Consider the following 17,554-nt stretch of genomic DNA (forward strand, 5'->3'; position numbering starts at 1 on the left):
GAGGATTAGCTCAGCTGGGAGAGCATCTGCCTTACAAGCAGAGGGTCGGCGGTTCGAGCCCGTCATCCTCCACCATTATAAATTTTCAACACTTATTATTGTCGCGGGGTGGAGCAAATCGTTTCACGAAGAAAGCGATTAACGTCGACGCAAGCGTAGCGTGGAAGACGTAAAATTCACTAATTGCGTAGTTGATTTAAATTTCAACACTTTCTTATTGTCGCGGGGTGGAGCAGTTCGGTAGCTCGTCGGGCTCATAACCCGAAGGTCACAGGTTCAAATCCTGTCCCCGCAACCAAATGGTCCCGTGGTGTAGCGGTTAACATGCCTGCCTGTCACGCAGGAGATCGCCGGTTCGATCCCGGTCGGGACCGCCATTTATCTTTAAAATACATATGTGGCTCAGTAGCTCAGTCGGTAGAGCAAAGGACTGAAAATCCTTGTGTCGGCGGTTCGATTCCGTCCTGAGCCACCATTATGCCGGAATAGCTCAATTGGTAGAGCAACTGACTTGTAATCAGTAGGTTGGGGGTTCAAGTCCTCTTTCCGGCACCACTCACCAGTGGAGGGGTAGCGAAGTGGCTAAACGCGGCGGACTGTAAATCCGCTCCTTAGGGTTCGGCGGTTCGAATCCGTCCCCCTCCACCAGTTTTTAATAGGGGCATAGTTTAACGGTAGAATAGAGGTCTCCAAAACCTTTGATGTGGGTTCGATTCCTACTGCCCCTGCCAAATAATAAGTTAACTTTGAATAATGGCGGTTGTGGCGAAGTGGTTAACGCACCGGATTGTGATTCCGGCATTCGTGGGTTCAATTCCCATCAGTCGCCCCATATTCCTTTTAGTTAGCTCTTTTTTTTATTCTGTGGCGGTCGTGGCGAAGTGGTTAACGCACCGGATTGTGATTCCGGCATTCGTGGGTTCAATTCCCATCGGTCGCCCCATTGGGGTATAGCCAAGCGGTAAGGCAACGGATTTTGATTCCGTCATGCCCTGGTTCGAATCCAGGTACCCCAGTTTTTTGCGGAAGTAGTTCAGTGGTAGAACACCACCTTGCCAAGGTGGGGGTCGCGAGTTCGAACCTCGTCTTCCGCTCCAAATTAAGGCGGCATAGCCAAGTGGTAAGGCACAGGTCTGCAACACCTTTATCACCGGTTCAAATCCGGTTGCCGCCTCCAATTTTTAAAAAGTATTTACTGCCTTCATTATGCCGGTGTGGCGGAATTGGCAGACGCGCGGGACTCAAAATCCCGTATCTTCGGATGTGTCGGTTCGACCCCGACCACCGGTATCTATTATGAAATATCACTTACAATTTGATATTTTGACTAAAGCTTATGAATGCTGTTACCGCAGCTTTTGTAAGCTTTTTTTATATTCTCATTCATGATTATTTTTTAATAGTTTCCATTGATTTTAATTTTTTTACTTATGTTTTACACAGACGTCACAAGCTTTCTCATCTTCTATCCTCAGTTCTTTTATTTCATTAGAATAATCCCTTGAGAGTCATTTCAATGTCTTTATGTCCTATACGATCACTTACTTACTAAATTAATACTTTATTATACATATGTACACTAGCATGCAAATGTCTTAATCCATGAATTGAGAATGCATCTCTATTCCGTTTCCTATATTAATTAATTTGTATATATTTTATATTCGATTGACAAGATAGTCATATCGACATTAATTATATTCATTATTGAGGAATTCATACAACTAAAACTGAATGAACTAGAGAGACGATAAGAGAGGGATAGATGTATGTTTTCCACGATACTAATGGGATTGACGATTTTATTTATGGTAACAAACTTATACTATTTCTTTTCAGGTCGTAAGTATAAGAAAAGTTATTTTCAGTCAACTTTATTCCAAAAACTATTTTTTACTATGCTTGGCATTACCTTTGGATTTGCTGTTCTTTATTATTTATTGTCCATGGAAGGGGATGTAGTAAGAGTTAGTACTGAAGAGGGGAAAGATGGAGGAGAAAATTTTTGGGATTATCTCTATTTCAGTGGAGTCACCATATTATCAGTAGGTTATGGGGACTTGGTACCTGTCGGAAAGGCGCGATTCTTTGCACTTATACAAGCAGCCATCGGTCTTTTGTTGCCAACCGCATTTTTTATCAGAGCTTTGGGTGAAAAGGAAGATAGCCCTGGGGAAAGCACAAAAAACGAAAAAGAAGGTGAGCAAAGCAATGGCGGTGATGGAGAAAAAGGTAGTTGAAGCGGATGAACAATTTTGATTCTTATAAAGATAAATCAACCGGTGAAGGTGTTTTCTTTTTATGTTTGATATATATAAATGGATGTCGATTAATATTTTTACATACTTTCTGACTAAACATGAGTTTTTAACATTAAACAAGCATGTATTCATTTGTAAATCACCATACTAAAGCTACGAATGGAAGATAGGTGACTACAGTGAAGAAAACAATACTCATCATATTAGCTTTATTGCTTGTTATATGCGGAGGCCTTGTATTGAGTATTTCTATGTCTCCGACAAAAAATCTTAATGAAGTAAAGATAGCAGCCTCCAAAAAGCCGGTGATTCTTATTGTTGTCGATTCATTAATGACTGAGCCGCTACAAGAGGCACTGAAAGAGGGGAAGGCACCTGCTTTCTCATTTTTAACAAAGAACGGTGATTTTTATCCAGAGTTTATTAGCTCTTATCCAACTATGTCAGTTACGATTGATAGCACCTTGTTGACGGGAACATATGCAGACCGACATAAACTACCAGGATTGATATGGTTTAAAAAGGATGAGAATCGTATGATTAGCTATGGGAGTGGTATAAGGGAAATGTGGGATAACGGGATAAAGCATGTGGCAGCGGATAGTGTTATTCACCTGAATGAATCGCATCTAAGTAAAGATGTTTTTACGATTCACGAAGAACTTGCGAACGCCAAAATGCAATCTGCTTCCATCAATGGTCTCTTATATAGGGGAAGCATTCCCCAAAAATTAAATGTCCCTAAGCTTCTTTCTTTTGCAGATTTATTGCCAAAAGAACTAGAGGTGAATGGTCCAATGATTTTGTCGCTCGGTGCCTTATCTCAATATAATCCAGAGAACGACAAATATAAATACAACTGGAAACGAATGGGTGTTAATAATGATTTTACCGTAAATGAGATGACGTACTTAATTGAACAAAAGAAGCTTCCTCCGTTTACGCTCGCTTATCTTCCGGATGCTGATGCTTCCATACACAAAAACGGTCCTACTGATAGTACAGCGATTGAAAAGGCTGATCAAGCGATCCAGGAAATGTTCGGTAGTTTTGGATCTTGGGAAGAGGCCATTCAAGAGGTAACCTGGATTGTCCTTGGTGATAGTGGACAATCATCAGTTAAGGAAAAGAAGGAAATGGGTTTAATCGATTTAAATGACTTGTTGAAGGGTTACACATTCTGGGAACGTGGAAAAGAAAATGTGCAGTTGGCAATCGCAATCAATGAACGAATGGCCTATATTTATTTGCAGGATGAACAGATTCCTTTTACTGAGGTAGTAGATATTCTCAAAAAGGATGAGCGAATTGGTTTTATTGCATGGAGTGATCAGCAAACGAATCATGTCGTGAGCGCAAGTGATAAAGAATTCACCTTTTCACCAAACGGACCTTATATTGATGAATATAAGCAGTCGTGGCAGTTGGATGGGGATATGTCTATTTTAGATATAAAACCGGATGAGCATGGAACTATACTCTATCACACGTATCCTGATGCGTTAGCAAGACTACACGGAGCGCTTCACTCGCAAGAAGGCAAAGTTATTATAGTAGATGCAAAGCCATCTTACGAATTTATTGAAAAACATAGTCACGATCATGCAGGTGGAGGAGCGCATGGGTCACTCCATCGGGTAGATTCTGTTGTTCCCTTGGTGATTGTTGGTGAGACAGAAAGACCCCCTTCTAATCGTCTTGTGGATGTAAAGGAATGGGTTATAGAATTGTTGGGTGGCTCTTAAGTATGGAGCCACTTTTTTTCTGATGCTTCTTTTAAATACAAATTCTTCAGTAGTAGTCATTCAACCTTAATATGAGTATAAATATGAAATAACATAATTAGGAAGTTTTATTTTTCTAAAATAGGGAATAACATACCTAGACGCGATAAACATGAAAGTGAGGAATTTAAAATGATTAAAACATACAATTTTATTATTGACGGAAAAATTATCGAGGTACATGCAACTTCCAAAACAGAAGCTGAAAGTAAGGCAAACCATATATATGAAGAACTAAAAACAGAGCAATTTCAACAGCAACAATAAAAAACTCTCAACTAAGCGTTGAGAGTTTTTTATATTATTTCATTTCTTCTCTTAAGCTATCGAATAATTTGTCTATTAGATTCTTGAGGATTTCTAAGCAAGAGTCTCCGATACTAAGTTCAAAAGTACAGCTATTCCCATCTTGCTTGCTTAGATAGCTTGTAATCCCTATATGGTTAGCTAACTGTACTTTCGCCAAGATAGCTGCTATTTCTTCTTGGTTACGCTTAAAATGCACATGAAACATATTTGAAACTGGTACCTCTGGAATTGTATAAATATCCTTACAGTCATTAAATAGCTTTGCGAGTTCCATTGCACTATTATAATATTGTTCCATATTATTTGCTCGTTTATCAAAATAATAGTCAGCTGATAGAATATAAGGATATAAGCTTATGAGCGTTCCACCATAACGTTTTCTCCAGACTTTAGATTTCTCTATGAAATCCTTATCACCGGCTAGTACTGCTCCTGCAATCCCGCCAATTCCTTTATAAAAGGACATATAGACACTGTTAAAAAGGTCGCAAACTTCAGCTGCAGTTTTTTTGTAAAAAGGCAACACTTCTAGAAGACGTGCACCGTCCAAATGAAGCATAATAGACTTTTCACGACAATAAGCGGAAATCTGTTTTAATGTTTCAAAACTAGGAAGTTGGCCACCGATTTCTCTTTGGGGTAGTTCCAATAAAAGACAGGCAATGTCCTCTTCAAGGTTTACCACATCATCTAACTCTATGACTCTATCTTTGTCAGCTAATAAAATAGTCTTGATATGGTGTATTTCCTTTAATCCATCCATTTCATGAATTTCTAAATGGGATAAGGGATGATATGCAACCTTATTTAATTTTTTCTCATCGCACCATATGCGTAAGGCGATTTGTTGGGCCATTGTACCGCTAGGGAAAAACGCAGCTGTGCCTTTGCCTAGTAATTTAGCCATTTTATTTTGGAAATCTTCGATAATATGCCCCTCACCATATATATCACTTAGCTGTTCTCCAGAAATGTCCTTCAATGCATCTTGTAAAACAGAAACGTCTCGTTTTCCATGACCAGCTAATCGATAAGTACACTTGTCATAGGAATTTTTTAAATGGTTCATTTAATTTCCCCCAACGTATTTTTACTTTGTTATAAGATAAGTATAATGTATTTTTTATCTTCTGATAGTTTAAATTTTTGGTTAAAAAGAAGTGCATTGTATTAAAGCTCTGATTTTGGTATATTATTAATAATATATAATCTGTGATGTGAACAAGTAAATAAGAATTGTGAGACAGAAAATATAGCAATTGCTGAGAGCTATATCACCGCTTCTTGTTGAAACCTACCACTGAGATGTTATGCAAACATAACCGATTCGTTTTCGTTACCAAACGTTTAGAGGGCTTAAATTATTTTAAGCTAAACTAAGGTGGTACCACGTCTATTCAAGCACAAGGACGTCCTTTTCCAAGGACAGCTTTGTGCTTTTTATATTTTAAGGAGGGAATTATCATGACTAATCAACAACAAAACGATTTTACTAAATGGTATATTGACACAATCCAAAATGCTGATTTAATGGATTACACACCAGTGCGTGGATGTATCGCATTTAAACCGGACGGGTACGAAATCTGGGAGCATATCCAAGCAGAAATGAACAAACGCTTTAAAGAAACGGGACACCGCAATGCGTATTTTCCAATGCTAATCCCTGAATCTTTTTTCCAAAAGGAAAAGGATCATATTGAAGGTTTTTCTCCAGAGCTTCCATGGGTAACTGAGGCAGCAGGCGAAAAGCTGGAGGAACGTTTAGCGCTTCGTCCAACTTCCGAAACAATGATCGGTCATTTGTATTCTGATTGGATCAAGAGCTACCGTGACCTACCTGTATTGATCAACCAATGGGCTAACGTGTTCCGTTGGGAAAAGAAAACACTTCCTTTCATACGCACTTCTGAATTTTTATGGCAGGAGGGTCATACCGCTCATGTGGACGAAGAAGAAGCTCGTCAAGAAACAATGCAAATGCTAAATATTTATAAAGAGGTAGTGGAGGGTCTATTGGCCATTCCAGTATATGATGGACAAAAAACTCCTTCAGAGCGCTTTGCAGGGGCTGTAGATACGTTTTCTATCGAGGCAATGATGAAGGATGGAAAAGCGGTTCAAGCGGGTACATCTCATTATCTTGGGACTAAATTTGCTGAAGCATTTGATATTAAATATTTGAACAAAGAAAACAAACACCAACATGTGCATACAACATCTTGGGGAACATCTACTCGATTAATCGGCTCTGTGATTATGGTTCACGGTGATGAGCAAGGTCTTGTATTGCCACCACGTATTGCACCGACACAAGTTGTATTAATACCAGTTGGACCATGGAAAAAGAACCCAGCAATTATTGAAAAATTAGATGAAATTTTTGCTGCTTTAAAAGCAAAAGGTATCCGTGTTCGATTAGATGACTCTGATCAATCACCTGGATATAAATTTAACGAGTGGGAACTAAAAGGTGTACCAGTTCGTGTTGAGCTAGGACCACGTGATTTAGAAAACAGTCAAGTGCTTATGAAGGCACGTGATTTAGATGAAAAAGAATCCATTGATATTAATGGCATCGTTGAGCGCGTAGAAGAAGAGCTAAATACAATGCAAACTCGTCTTTTAGAAAAAGCACGTGCATTCCGTGATGCAAACTCTCATACTCATGTAGATTCCATGGATCAGCTAAAACAACATTTAGACGACTCTGCAGAAAAAGGAGAAATCCCAGGATGGATCCTTGCAGGATGGTGTGGAGACGATGCTTGTGAAGAGCATGTAAAAGAAGAAACGAAATTCACAACACGCAATATTCCATTCAATCCACCTGCTGAGAAATCAACTTGTATTAACTGTGGAAAAGAATCGAAACACACAGTTTGGTTCGGAAGATCCTATTAACCAAATAAGAAAGTACAAATCAGTCATTGTTTATTCAATGGCTGATTTTTTTATTTTCAAAAATCCTGTAAGATTAAGTAAAATAGATCGTCTAATTAAATAGTAGAGAGATAGGGGGGATCACTTGGAAAGGCAGCTAATCGAGGAGTGGTTTGAGTTATATGAGCGAGATGTAACCAGTTTCCTCATTTACTATACAGGGTCAATGGATGTACAGGATCTTGTACAGGAAACTTTTCTTCGTGGAATGAAAAAGATTGCCCATTTTAGAGAAGGGTCACATCCGAAAACATGGTTAATAACGATTGCCAAAAATATCGTCATTGATCGGGCTAGAAAAAATAATATTTGGAATCGGATAAAATACTTACTACGAGATGAAAAACAAACAGAAAATCTAGACCATACTATTTTGCTTGGTGAGATGAATCGTGAACTTTATATAGCAATTAATAGATTGCCAGCAAAAAACAAAGAGGTAATAATTTTAAAAGCAATACTTGAAATGACCTCTAAACAAGTAGGAGAAATACTAGAGGCCAATGAAAACCATGTGAATGTTCTTTATCATCGATCGCTCAAGAAACTGAAGAGCATTCTAGAAACGGAGGGATTTGAGTATGAAGCGAGAACACGATGATTTAGAGGAACAGCTTAGAAACCTTCCGAAGCATTCTCTTACTCAAGAGGATAAAAGAAAAGTTATCCATAGTATTCGCAGTGCTGCAAAACCAAATCGTTTAAAATTTCTAAAACCGCTATCTGTATTTGTAGCAGCAGCTTGTCTTTTAATGGTTGCTTATTTAGCAAGTCCTATGTATAAATCAGAGATAACTCAAGAGTTGAAGTTAGGTCTCGGTTCAATGGAGGAACAGAATTTTTTAAAAAGCTTTGAGCTCGAAATAGCCGGCATTAAAAGCTCGGAGGTCACAATGGATTCATCGAAGGAGACATTGCATGGAGTAAGAGTAAAAGTATTTTTGAAATCTAAGAAGCTTATACCAATCGATGTGTGGAATTCTGTAGAGTTTCGAGCTGCTAACCCACACCTCTTCTTAAAGGATGGATATGGTATTGGAAATTCAGTAAGCTATAGTTCAACCCCGAGCGAGGATGGATACCATTATACGGTAGCTTTTGAATCACTGTACGCAAATTATTCGGAAGTGGAAATACAAAAATTATTAGAGGCAAGCGAAGAAATCAAGTTCACTATGGAATATCAGGGGAAAATATATGAACTAAATAATAAATCTCAAAAAACGGTTAAAGTAGAAGCGCCATTAGCTACTTCTTTTACTTTACCTGATCGAGATCAAAACGTAATAGGGCTGGATGGAAAAATTGGCATCCTTGGTCCTGAGAATTTCGTGGCAGAGGACACTCGTCGAGTTGCGAAACTCATGCTCTACTATTGGGGTAATCCTGAATCGTTAGTAGGGAAGGAATATAAAGTGGAGGCTATGAACATTTACGGAGAGACTTTTCTATTATCAGAGGGAGTATTAAGCGCTGGTTTATATAGTGAAGATGCTCACATTTTAACAAGTTTCCCGGCTTTTACGGGAGAGGGAGAATGGCAGCTTTCCTTTTACGTAGAGGAGAATTTGTTCGAGGCATTTAGAATTGAGGTTCTTCCGCCCTTACCAAAAACCGAAAACTATATCCTTTTAGATGCACCAAAAGAAATCCCAGTTGGAAAGACTCATGAACTAATCATAGAAAACCGCAGTGGTGAGGAACAAAGTATAGAGGTACAGCTGATGAATTCAAAAGGAATAATAGAGCAAGAAAGTATATTTCAACTAGATCCCAATGCCCCTTATGATAATCAAGGAACAATTTATCATTATCAAGGAAATATTACAATTCCAGAAAAAGGGGAATGGTCCCTTGTCATAGACGGAGAACAAACACAGCTATTTGAAAATTAACCAAGTAAAAACGCTCCCTCCAAATATGGAGAGGAGCGTTTTTCATAGCAGAAGGTCGGGTAAAACACTAATTAATTGTGGGTTGATTGCCATTGCAATGGTTAGTCATTAGTCATTAGTCACAAAGTAAATGGTAAATGGTCATTGGTTTGCCATCATTTAAATTGTAATGACCTCCTGCTATGCCTTGGCAAGGAGTCTCACCTTACCAAGGATTTATGTTAAGCATATTTTTCTTCATCAAAGGCAATAGTAACAGAATAGTTTTTGGCATTAATAAGTCCAGATAATTTATTTGCGTCCTTCTCAAAGTCCAATGCTTTTTTTCGATATTCCTCTGGCTCATATAAGGCAACCTCTACATAAGTAGTTCCTTCGCCATAGCCTCCAAACTGGATTCTTTGTTTTTCATGGCTTCCTAACTGTTTATATACTCTTGCCTGTGCGCGTAGCTGAGTAGCAAGCTCAATTGCCTCTACGATGGTGAGAGGGTCTTCTTTATAGGTAATTGTATTATTTAAGTTTGCCTCGTAAATAAGTCTATCAAGCTTTCGGATATCATTGCGAATATCGTTCATTTCTAAATCTATTGCTTCCACAGTTCTTATAGGAGGAGCAGGAAGAGTCCCCTTTTCAATAACAGTGAAACCAACGCGCATGATTTCCATTTCCAATTCTTGAACTCGTTTCAATAAAATACTCTTTAGCTTCACTGCCTCTGCAAGAAGTATATGTGCCATAAATTTATATCCTCCATTCAACTTGGTTATTATCTAAAATAATGCTTGCGGCTTCTCCACCATGAACTTGGGTAAACATTTGACCCATAGATTCTAATAATTTATCCGCCTCTTCTTGACCCATAGAAGGTCTTAGAAAGACTACCTGTAAAGCACTCGTTGTATGTTCTGTAACAGCTGTCCGCTTAGAATCGACAAATGGACTTCCAAATGCTTCAACTTCATCTTGAAGTGTTAAAATCCCACTTAAGTTGTTTTCTCTACCATTCAGCCCAAGGTAGCTTGTTTCTTTATTGCCAACTGTGAGGAAGATATCCCCTTTAACCTCATCCAGATCATAAATTCCTAATGGAATTTCATATCTCATGGAGAAGAAGTTATTTAAATCTACAGCAGAATGCATAGGTGTGATATAATTTTGTTTTGCAATCCTTCTATACATTGCTTCCATGGAAGGACGATAACGATTCGGGTCCGCTCCAAGCTTTTTCCAAAGAGCTCGCCATTCCTTTATTCCTTCAAAATCATTAACAGATTTTTCCTCTAGTTCGAAGAATAATTGTTCTTGAAATAATTGGAGACGCCCCTTAAGCATTTGTGGCGAAGTGGATACAATAATTTTGTTATAATAAATAAGGCCGATTTTAAAAGTAGGCTCTATTTGTAATAGAGCTGTATCTAATTTTACAAACATTTTAAACCATCCTTGTATATATTTTCTTCATTGTAACATAAAGAAAGGAGAACTCTAGTGAATATAAACCAGTTTCAACAAAACCTCATAGAATATGCTGCTACCATTGGAATTGATAAAATTGGGTTTACCACTGTTTCTCCATTTCATGAGTTGAAAAATAGATTGATTCGCCAGCAGGAGCTAGGATATGCTTCAGGCTTCGAAGAGCCTGACCTTGATAAAAGAACTCACCCTGAGCTTTTATTGGAGGAAGCACAAAGTATTATTTCGATTGCAATTGCTTATCCATCTAAGATGAAGAACGCTCCACAAAGTGTAAAGGGAGCTAGAAGGGGAATATTTGCTAGAGCATCTTGGGGAATAGATTACCACACAGTTTTAAGAGAAAAGCTTGCTCAATTAGAATTATATATTTTAACGCATATACCAGATGCTAGACTACGTTCTATGGTCGACACTGGTGAGTTGTCTGATCGTGCTGTTGCTGAACGCTCCGGGATTGGCTGGAGTGCAAAAAACTGTTCCATAATCACACCAGAGTTTGGATCCTATGTCTATTTGGGTGAAATGATTTCCTCTATTCCCTTTGCACCGAGTGAACAGATGGAGGATCAGTGTGGGGACTGCAGTCTTTGTTTAGACGTTTGCCCTACTGGAGCTTTAATAGAAGGTGGTCAGCTTAATGCACAGCGATGTATCGCCTTTATCACTCAGACAAAAACGATGGTTCCAGATGAGTTTCGAGCAAAGATAGGAAATAGAATTTATGGCTGTGATACATGTCAAACGGTTTGCCCAAAAAACAAAGGCAAGGCTAATTTACACCAAGAGGCCTTCACGCCTGATCCAGAGTTAGTGAAGCCTTTACTTTTACCACTGTTAAGCATGTCAAATCGGACCTTTAAAGAAACGTATGGGCATATGTCTGGTTCGTGGAGAGGAAAGAATCCTATTCAGCGGAACGCAATCATTGCATTGGCTCATTTTAAAGAAGAGGCAGCTGTTCCCACTCTTATAGAACTCATGCTTCACGATGCAAGACCAGTAATTCGAGGGACTGCAGCATGGGCAATAGGGAAGATTAATACAGAGGAAGGCTTAATTGCCTTAAAGAAAGCCGAAAAAAAGGAACAAGAAGAACAGGTAATAGAAGAGATTCGTAAGGGTCTTGCATTTTACACAATTCAAAATTAGGAAGTGGAAACATTGAGTATTAATGTTGTATTATATCAACCAGAAATTCCTGCCAATACAGGTAATATTGCTAGAACCTGCGCAGGAACAGGAGCTAAGCTACACCTTATTCGTCCATTAGGTTTTTCTACAGACGATAAAATGTTAAAGCGTGCAGGACTTGATTATTGGGAGCATGTAGATATTACTTATTATGATGGGTTAGAAGAGTTTTTCGCAGCACATCCTGAAGGTGAATATTATTTAATCACTAAGTTTGGTGCGAAGCCGCATACTACGTTTGACTTTAGCGATTCAGATAAAGAACATTTCTTTATATTTGGACGTGAAACGAAGGGACTTCCTCGTGACTTCATTGACGCACATCCAGATCGCGCCCTTCGAATTCCTATGAATGATAATATTCGATCCTTGAACTTATCGAACACTGCAGCAATTCTTATATACGAAGCATTGCGCCAACAGGATTATCCAAACTTACATTAAAAAAACGGACGAAGTCTTATAAAGACTCGTCCGTTTTTATGTTGAATATTAATTATTTTTCAGATGCACCTGGTTTGTCGTCGTATCCTGCAGTGAAAATTGCAGAAAGAAACGTAATACAAACGCCAAGAATAAGGATTAGTTTCATACTTAAGCGCCTCCTATATATATTCTAATCATTAGTATAACCTAATTCTTGAAAAAATGAAACGAAACAATAATACGAAATTATGTCCGAATTATTTCATGTTAAAGTTGCATGTAACGTGTGATTCTACTAGGATAGATAAAAAGGAGTGATTTTTTAAATGGATAATTTGAAAAATGGTCCAGAGAACGGTTCAATGGCAACAAACATGGACGAAGTAAAAACATTAGGTAAACAAATGGAACGAATGAGAGATAACCAAGAGCTAGAAGAAGATAATCGTGTATCAGACCCTGCACAGTCCGACAGTGCTACAATTATGAAGAAGAGGAAAGACGACTGATTCTTCAGTCGTTTTTTCTTGAAAGTTAAAGCTGTAAAGCTGCCTCCTCGCATGTCCCCATTTGCTTGTCGGGGCAAACATAGGCACTTGCGCTTTTCTAATTGTCTAGCTCCATCGCCTTGCCCCTCGGGGTCAAATAGGAAAATACTGCGGTGGCTGAGAAGCTGCCTCCTCGCATTTTCCCATTTGCCTGTCGGGGCAGATATAGGCGATTGCGCTTTTCTTATTGTCTAGCTCCATCGCCTTGCCCCTCGGGGTCAAATAGGAAAATACTGCGGTGGCTGAGGAGCTGCCTCCTCGCATTTTCCCATTTGCCTGTCGGGGCAAATATAGGCGATTGCGCTTTTCTACATAAAAAGGGAAGGATGATGTAAATGGAATTACTAGAGAATTCAACAAAGAGACTGGCTAATGGAGTGGAGATGCCACGTATTGGATTAGGAGTATATAAAATGACAGAGCCAGAAGTTGCTCTAAAAGCTATTACCTATGCTTTGGAATCTGGTTACCGTCATGTTGATACGGCTTCTCTCTACGCAAATGAAAATGAGGTTGGAGAGGCAGTACGAGCTTCTGGAATTTCACGTAATGAAATATTTGTTACTACTAAGGTTTGGAATACAGATCAGGGCTATGACCAAACTTTAAGAGCTTTTGAAAAGTCATTGAAGCTATTAGGAATGGATTATGTAGATTTATATTTAACACATTGGCCAGTTGCTGACAGTTTTGTAGATACATATCGTGCCATCGAGCGTTTGTACGAGGAAAAACTTATTCGAGCAACAGGAGTGTCTAATCATAACCAGCATCACCTTGAAGCTATAGCAGCTAAGGCTAATATTAAGCCTATGGTCAATCAAATTGAGTGTCACCCTCGTTTGACGCAGTATGATTTACGAGAATATTGTGCTTCTCAAGGTATTGCAGTTACCTCTTGGTCCCCACTTGCAAGAGGTGGATTACTTGGGGAACCAACTCTGTCTCGAATAAGTGATAAGTACGGAAAGTCTACCGCTCAGGTAATTATCCGTTGGCATTTACAGCATGATTTAATTGTTATTCCAAAGTCTGTAACGCCTGAAAGAATACACGAAAATTTTGATGTCTTTGATTTTGAATTATCGTTTGAGGATATGAAAAACATTGATGCACTCAATCTAAATGAGCGTACTGGAGCAGACCCAGACAATTTTAGCTTTAAATAATACAAAAAGGTCATTACTGAGGGGATATCAGTAATGACCTTTTTTATGCGCTGTTATTATTTGATTGTAAGAATTTTCCCTGAGAGAAAGTATAGGAAGTTATAAAAGGGAAAACAGCGTCAATAAAGGGGGTTTATCTTAATATTTCCCATAAGGCGATACTTTATACAAAAAAATTGAAATTGATTTACGCTTTCACACATGTTGTGATGTCTTATCTGTCTCACACATCCCAACGGAGTCGCCGTCTGCCGCTACAATCAACAAAGAGGGTTCGTTTAAAGTTGGTAAAGAACTATTTAAGAAACAACTGAAATAAGAAGGGAATAATAATCTTTTCTAAAAATTATGTTAGAAGGTATGATGTTTCTTCAAGGAGGGATTACTAATGACAAAAGAGAGGATTTTACCTAAACCGGATAGATATGCTGTTTGTTCGACAGAAGGTATTCCAATTAAGGAATATTACAAAGGAGTATTTGAGGAAGTTTTTCTCTTTTTTCATCCTTTTATTCAACCAAAAACGATTACTTATGAACTCTTTGAGCCAGATACATATCCAATGATAAATGACATTATAAAACATTGTGAGATGCTTACTTGGAAACAGTTTTTAAAAATATCTAAGATTGAAAACTATAAACAATTGGATATTGGACTAAGAACTAGTATTTCAGGGCTAAATAAGAATGTTGCAAATGAAGATGTAGCTAAGACAATTCTAGATGTATGTAAAAATGAAGAGATTATTGCTCCCTCGGAGGGATGTTTTCCAGTACTGTTAATAACAGGTTTACTTGAGAGTATAAAAAAAGAAGGACATGAATGGATTTGGTATGGTGATGAATTAGGTACAGAGCGAAAATTAGAATATATTGATGATTTAGTTGGAGATTGTAACGCATTTCCTAACCATCCAATAAACCTCTTTACTCATGATCATAGTATACTGTTAACCACCCATTGGGATAGTCATTTCTCCATGTTGTGCTCAGATAAAAATACAGTAAATAAAATAGTTAAATCTTGTAATCTGGAAGGCTTTTATTGTGGTGAACGCACTAAAATATACTGGAGTTTATATCAATGCTAACAAACATTCTTTATAGAAGGTAGGATAATTATCTCTCAATGTAGAAATAATTACCAGGTGACATAATAGAGGAGGAAAATATGAGTAAATTTAGTTTGTTTATTAAGTTTATAGTACAAGAAGGCGAACGAGACGCAATGGTAGATATTTTGTTAGAAGCAGCAGAATCAATGAAAAATCTGGATGAATGTGAGATATATCTAATAAACATTTCTGAAAGTGAACTAAACTCTGTTTATGTTTATGAAGTGTGGAGCAATGAAAATGCCCATCAAGCTTCTCTTACTCATGAAGCTACTCAAGAATTAATAAAACGTGCAAAACCATTTATTACTGGAATGGAAAGAATCCGCACCTTAGAAACAAAGGGTGGGAAAGGTATTTTATCGAATTTCTAATAGACCACGGTGCTATCTTTAGTAACAAAGGACAGCATTACTTTGGAACTTAACAAGCTTTAACAGAAATGAGGGGTGCCAAATGTCATTTGATGAGCTGACGAAAGAAGAAGGATATCATATTTCTTTTGAGAGTATTTCCGAACCTCGAAAAGATGAAGTTCAGCTTAGAATAATAGTAAATCAAAGTAAGAATCCAACAGACTTACTTATTTATCCCCACCCAGATAGCAAGGTGACGAGGTTACAAATTGATTTTAAAAACTATATAACGTATTCCGTTATCTACGATGACTATACACGTTGGAATAATAAGGAGGAATTTCAAGGTGATTCCTTCGTAATTTATAAAAGGTCAAATTTATTAAGCTCTCTTCCAAAAGTTAATTCGTATTTTCCAAATGGTACACTTGTACATTACTCATTACATTGTATTGAACATATAGTAAATATAATTTCAGTATATGAACCAATAATTATAGAAATAGATTAAAATCGTATTATCATTGTTATGCAAAGCTTTGATGAATCAATCAAAATTAGCGCACAGGATCAGAACTAGACAATTTTAAATGTATATAAAAAATGGTCATTACTGAGGGGAATATCAGTAATGACCATTTTTTTGCTACTATTACATTGGGAAAAATCTTATGTAAATGAAGGGAAAGCATCTGTTATACTAAGCGGTTCCTCTTATTGTTTTCCACTAGGTAATATTTTATTCAATATAATTGCAAGAAGTGATGCAACTGCAATTGGAGAACTGAACATGTATTGCATAGTAGAGGGTAATGAATATAGAAATTCATCAGGAATAAGTGTTAAAGCTAAAGTCACAATCATTGGGATGGCAACTACATACATTTCTTTTTCACCAAAAGAAATATTGCGTATTACCTGTAAACCATTTATAGCAATAATTCCACATATAATTATAAACACGCCACCAATTACTGCAGAAGGAATAGATGCTATTAAAGCAGCGAGCTTGCTAGAAAATCCAAATAAAACGAACCAAAAACCTACAGCAACAAATACTCGACGACTTGCAATTCCAGTGATAGAAATGACGCCTGCATTTGTTGAATAACCAGTTACTGGTGTAGAACCTAACAAGGATGCTACGAAACAGCCAAGACCTTCTCCGATAACACCTTTGTTTATTTGGTTATCTGTTAAGGGCTCATCGATTACATTACTGATAGCAAACCATGTTCCAGTAGTTTCAGCCATCAATACAATATATATAATAATCATTGTTATAATAGCAGAAAGGTTGAAGGAAAAACCGAAATCTACAAAAGGTATTTGCGGTAAGCTAAACCAGCTGGCTTGGCTAACAGCTGACAAATCCAAAACGCCCATAGCATTTGCTGCCAAGCATCCAACTGCTAATGCAATAATAACGGAAGTGATTTTAAAAATCCTTCCCTTATTTTGTAATAATGAGCTAAGCATAACGCAAAGGATTAAAACAGATGCCGTAATAATTGCCAAAAAGACATTTTGATTGACGGTAGCTCCAGCCCCGTTGTATATATTATCATTAATCGCTACGGGCATAAGGGAAAGACCGACAACGAATATGATCGTACCACCTACTAATGGAGGAATGAATATCTTCACAATTTTGTTGAATAGCCCTGTAAAGCCTAAAAGTATAACTAATGCAGCACCGATTAAACTTGCCCCTAAAACAGAGCTCCATCCAAGTGAACCACTACCACTCGCTGCGTAAATCCCAACGATGGCTCCTAGAGGAACATAAGAAGGCCCTTGAGCGATTGGTAGCTTCATACAAAAAGATGTTTGGATAATGGTCGCAATTCCTGCTGCTATAAAGGTAGATTGGATTAAAGCAGTTGACTGGTCAGAGGATAATCCGATTAATAATGCAACAAGGAATGGAACTACATAAATATCCATTGCCAACACATGCTGTAATCCTAGTAATGTAGATTGTCCAAAAGATACTTTTTCATCAGGTAATACGGTTAGTCGTTGTGCGTTATTGTCTTCTTTTAAATTCACTGGAAAACCCTCCAAATATTT

General features: G+C 37.8%; 17 protein-coding genes, 12 tRNA genes and 1 other annotated feature. Of the genes, 25 read left to right on the top strand and 4 right to left on the bottom strand.

Annotation, left to right across the window (positions count from 1 at the left end; genetic code table 11):
* The first annotated feature begins 221 nt into the window (after positions 1–221).
* The 15 genes from H9650_RS15370 (at position 222) to H9650_RS20695 (ending at position 4,312) form a co-directional block, all read left to right on the top strand.
* Positions 222–298, top strand: a tRNA-Met gene (locus tag H9650_RS15370).
* A 3-nt stretch (positions 299–301) separates the two neighbouring features.
* Positions 302–377 (top strand) — tRNA-Asp (locus H9650_RS15375).
* Between the two features lie 22 nt (positions 378–399).
* Positions 400–475: transfer RNA gene (locus H9650_RS15380), tRNA-Phe, on the top strand.
* A gap of 4 nt (positions 476–479) precedes the next feature.
* Positions 480–555, top strand: a tRNA-Thr gene (locus H9650_RS15385).
* 9 nt (positions 556–564) lie between these two features.
* Positions 565–648, top strand: a tRNA-Tyr gene (locus H9650_RS15390).
* A 9-nt stretch (positions 649–657) separates the two neighbouring features.
* Positions 658–731: transfer RNA gene (locus H9650_RS15395), tRNA-Trp, on the top strand.
* A 25-nt stretch (positions 732–756) separates the two neighbouring features.
* Positions 757–832, top strand: a tRNA-His gene (locus H9650_RS15400).
* 35 nt (positions 833–867) lie between these two features.
* A tRNA-His gene (locus H9650_RS15405) sits at positions 868–943 on the top strand.
* A gap of 1 nt (position 944) precedes the next feature.
* A tRNA-Gln gene (locus H9650_RS15410) sits at positions 945–1,016 on the top strand.
* Positions 1,017–1,022: 6 nt separating this feature from the next.
* Positions 1,023–1,097 (top strand) — tRNA-Gly (locus tag H9650_RS15415).
* A 6-nt stretch (positions 1,098–1,103) separates the two neighbouring features.
* Positions 1,104–1,177, top strand: a tRNA-Cys gene (locus H9650_RS15420).
* 31 nt (positions 1,178–1,208) lie between these two features.
* Positions 1,209–1,290 (top strand) — tRNA-Leu (locus H9650_RS15425).
* Positions 1,291–1,769: 479 nt separating this feature from the next.
* Positions 1,770–2,240 carry a potassium channel family protein gene (locus tag H9650_RS15430; protein WP_144541901.1) on the top strand — a complete coding sequence of 157 codons (471 nt, stop codon included), beginning with the start codon at positions 1,770–1,772 and terminating at the stop codon, positions 2,238–2,240.
* 200 nt (positions 2,241–2,440) lie between these two features.
* Positions 2,441–4,006, top strand: a complete 1,566-nt coding sequence (locus tag H9650_RS15435) for an alkaline phosphatase family protein (protein ID WP_191697574.1) — start codon at positions 2,441–2,443, stop codon at positions 4,004–4,006.
* Between the two features lie 171 nt (positions 4,007–4,177).
* Positions 4,178–4,312, top strand: coding sequence for a hypothetical protein (locus tag H9650_RS20695; protein ID WP_263619340.1), 135 nt, complete (start codon positions 4,178–4,180; stop codon positions 4,310–4,312).
* A 34-nt stretch (positions 4,313–4,346) separates the two neighbouring features.
* Here the strand turns inward: H9650_RS20695 and H9650_RS15440 are convergent, their stop codons facing one another.
* Positions 4,347–5,423, bottom strand: coding sequence for a threonine aldolase family protein (locus H9650_RS15440; protein ID WP_191697575.1), 1,077 nt, complete (start codon positions 5,421–5,423; stop codon positions 4,347–4,349).
* 134 nt (positions 5,424–5,557) lie between these two features.
* Positions 5,558–5,774 (top strand) — a binding site (T-box leader).
* A 44-nt stretch (positions 5,775–5,818) separates the two neighbouring features.
* On the opposite strand from H9650_RS15440, the gene proS reads away from it, so the two are divergent.
* From proS to H9650_RS15455, 3 genes are all read left to right on the top strand, one after another.
* On the top strand, positions 5,819–7,258 hold the full coding sequence (gene proS / locus H9650_RS15445) for a proline--tRNA ligase (protein ID WP_191697576.1): 1,440 nt from the start codon (positions 5,819–5,821) through the stop codon (positions 7,256–7,258).
* Between the two features lie 124 nt (positions 7,259–7,382).
* Positions 7,383–7,898, top strand: a complete 516-nt coding sequence (locus tag H9650_RS15450) for an RNA polymerase sigma factor (RefSeq protein ID WP_151112963.1) — start codon at positions 7,383–7,385, stop codon at positions 7,896–7,898.
* Positions 7,879–9,192, top strand: coding sequence for a hypothetical protein (locus H9650_RS15455; RefSeq protein WP_191697577.1), 1,314 nt, complete (start codon positions 7,879–7,881; stop codon positions 9,190–9,192). Before H9650_RS15450 ends, H9650_RS15455 begins: the two co-directional genes overlap by 20 nt.
* A 221-nt stretch (positions 9,193–9,413) precedes the next feature.
* Here the strand turns inward: H9650_RS15455 and H9650_RS15460 are convergent, their stop codons facing one another.
* Both H9650_RS15460 and H9650_RS15465 read right to left on the bottom strand, forming a co-directional pair.
* Positions 9,414–9,932, bottom strand: coding sequence for a hypothetical protein (locus H9650_RS15460; RefSeq protein ID WP_151112967.1), 519 nt, complete (start codon positions 9,930–9,932; stop codon positions 9,414–9,416).
* 4 nt (positions 9,933–9,936) lie between these two features.
* Complete coding sequence (locus tag H9650_RS15465; RefSeq protein WP_151112969.1) at positions 9,937–10,626, bottom strand: B3/B4 domain-containing protein; 690 nt, start codon at positions 10,624–10,626, stop codon at positions 9,937–9,939.
* A gap of 57 nt (positions 10,627–10,683) precedes the next feature.
* On the opposite strand from H9650_RS15465, the gene queG reads away from it, so the two are divergent.
* The 7 genes from queG (at position 10,684) to H9650_RS15500 (ending at position 15,992) form a co-directional block, all read left to right on the top strand.
* Positions 10,684–11,823, top strand: a complete 1,140-nt coding sequence (gene queG / locus H9650_RS15470) for a tRNA epoxyqueuosine(34) reductase QueG (RefSeq protein ID WP_191697578.1) — start codon at positions 10,684–10,686, stop codon at positions 11,821–11,823.
* Between the two features lie 12 nt (positions 11,824–11,835).
* Positions 11,836–12,309, top strand: a complete 474-nt coding sequence (gene trmL / locus H9650_RS15475) for a tRNA (uridine(34)/cytosine(34)/5-carboxymethylaminomethyluridine(34)-2'-O)-methyltransferase TrmL (protein ID WP_144541919.1) — start codon at positions 11,836–11,838, stop codon at positions 12,307–12,309.
* 308 nt (positions 12,310–12,617) lie between these two features.
* A complete protein-coding gene (locus H9650_RS15480; protein ID WP_144541921.1) occupies positions 12,618–12,800 on the top strand; it encodes a hypothetical protein in 183 nt (60 codons plus the stop codon).
* 374 nt (positions 12,801–13,174) lie between these two features.
* The gene (locus tag H9650_RS15485) at positions 13,175–14,008 is read left to right on the top strand and encodes an aldo/keto reductase (RefSeq protein WP_151112973.1); all 834 of its coding nucleotides are present in this window, start codon (positions 13,175–13,177) and stop codon (positions 14,006–14,008) included.
* Positions 14,009–14,396: 388 nt separating this feature from the next.
* The gene (locus H9650_RS15490) at positions 14,397–15,101 is read left to right on the top strand and encodes a DUF2711 family protein (protein ID WP_191697579.1); all 705 of its coding nucleotides are present in this window, start codon (positions 14,397–14,399) and stop codon (positions 15,099–15,101) included.
* Between the two features lie 80 nt (positions 15,102–15,181).
* On the top strand, positions 15,182–15,499 hold the full coding sequence (locus H9650_RS15495; RefSeq protein WP_151112977.1) for a putative quinol monooxygenase: 318 nt from the start codon (positions 15,182–15,184) through the stop codon (positions 15,497–15,499).
* 82 nt (positions 15,500–15,581) lie between these two features.
* Positions 15,582–15,992 carry a hypothetical protein gene (locus H9650_RS15500; protein WP_191697580.1) on the top strand — a complete coding sequence of 137 codons (411 nt, stop codon included), beginning with the start codon at positions 15,582–15,584 and terminating at the stop codon, positions 15,990–15,992.
* 203 nt (positions 15,993–16,195) lie between these two features.
* Here H9650_RS15500 and H9650_RS15505 read toward each other — a convergent pair whose 3' ends face one another.
* Positions 16,196–17,533: a uracil-xanthine permease family protein gene (locus H9650_RS15505; RefSeq protein ID WP_191697581.1), complete on the bottom strand. Its 1,338-nt coding sequence runs from the start codon at positions 17,531–17,533 to the stop codon at positions 16,196–16,198.
* Positions 17,534–17,554: the final 21 nt, after the last annotated feature.

The organism is Psychrobacillus faecigallinarum (genome assembly GCF_014836595.1).
Classification (GTDB): domain Bacteria; phylum Bacillota; class Bacilli; order Bacillales_A; family Planococcaceae; genus Psychrobacillus; species Psychrobacillus faecigallinarum.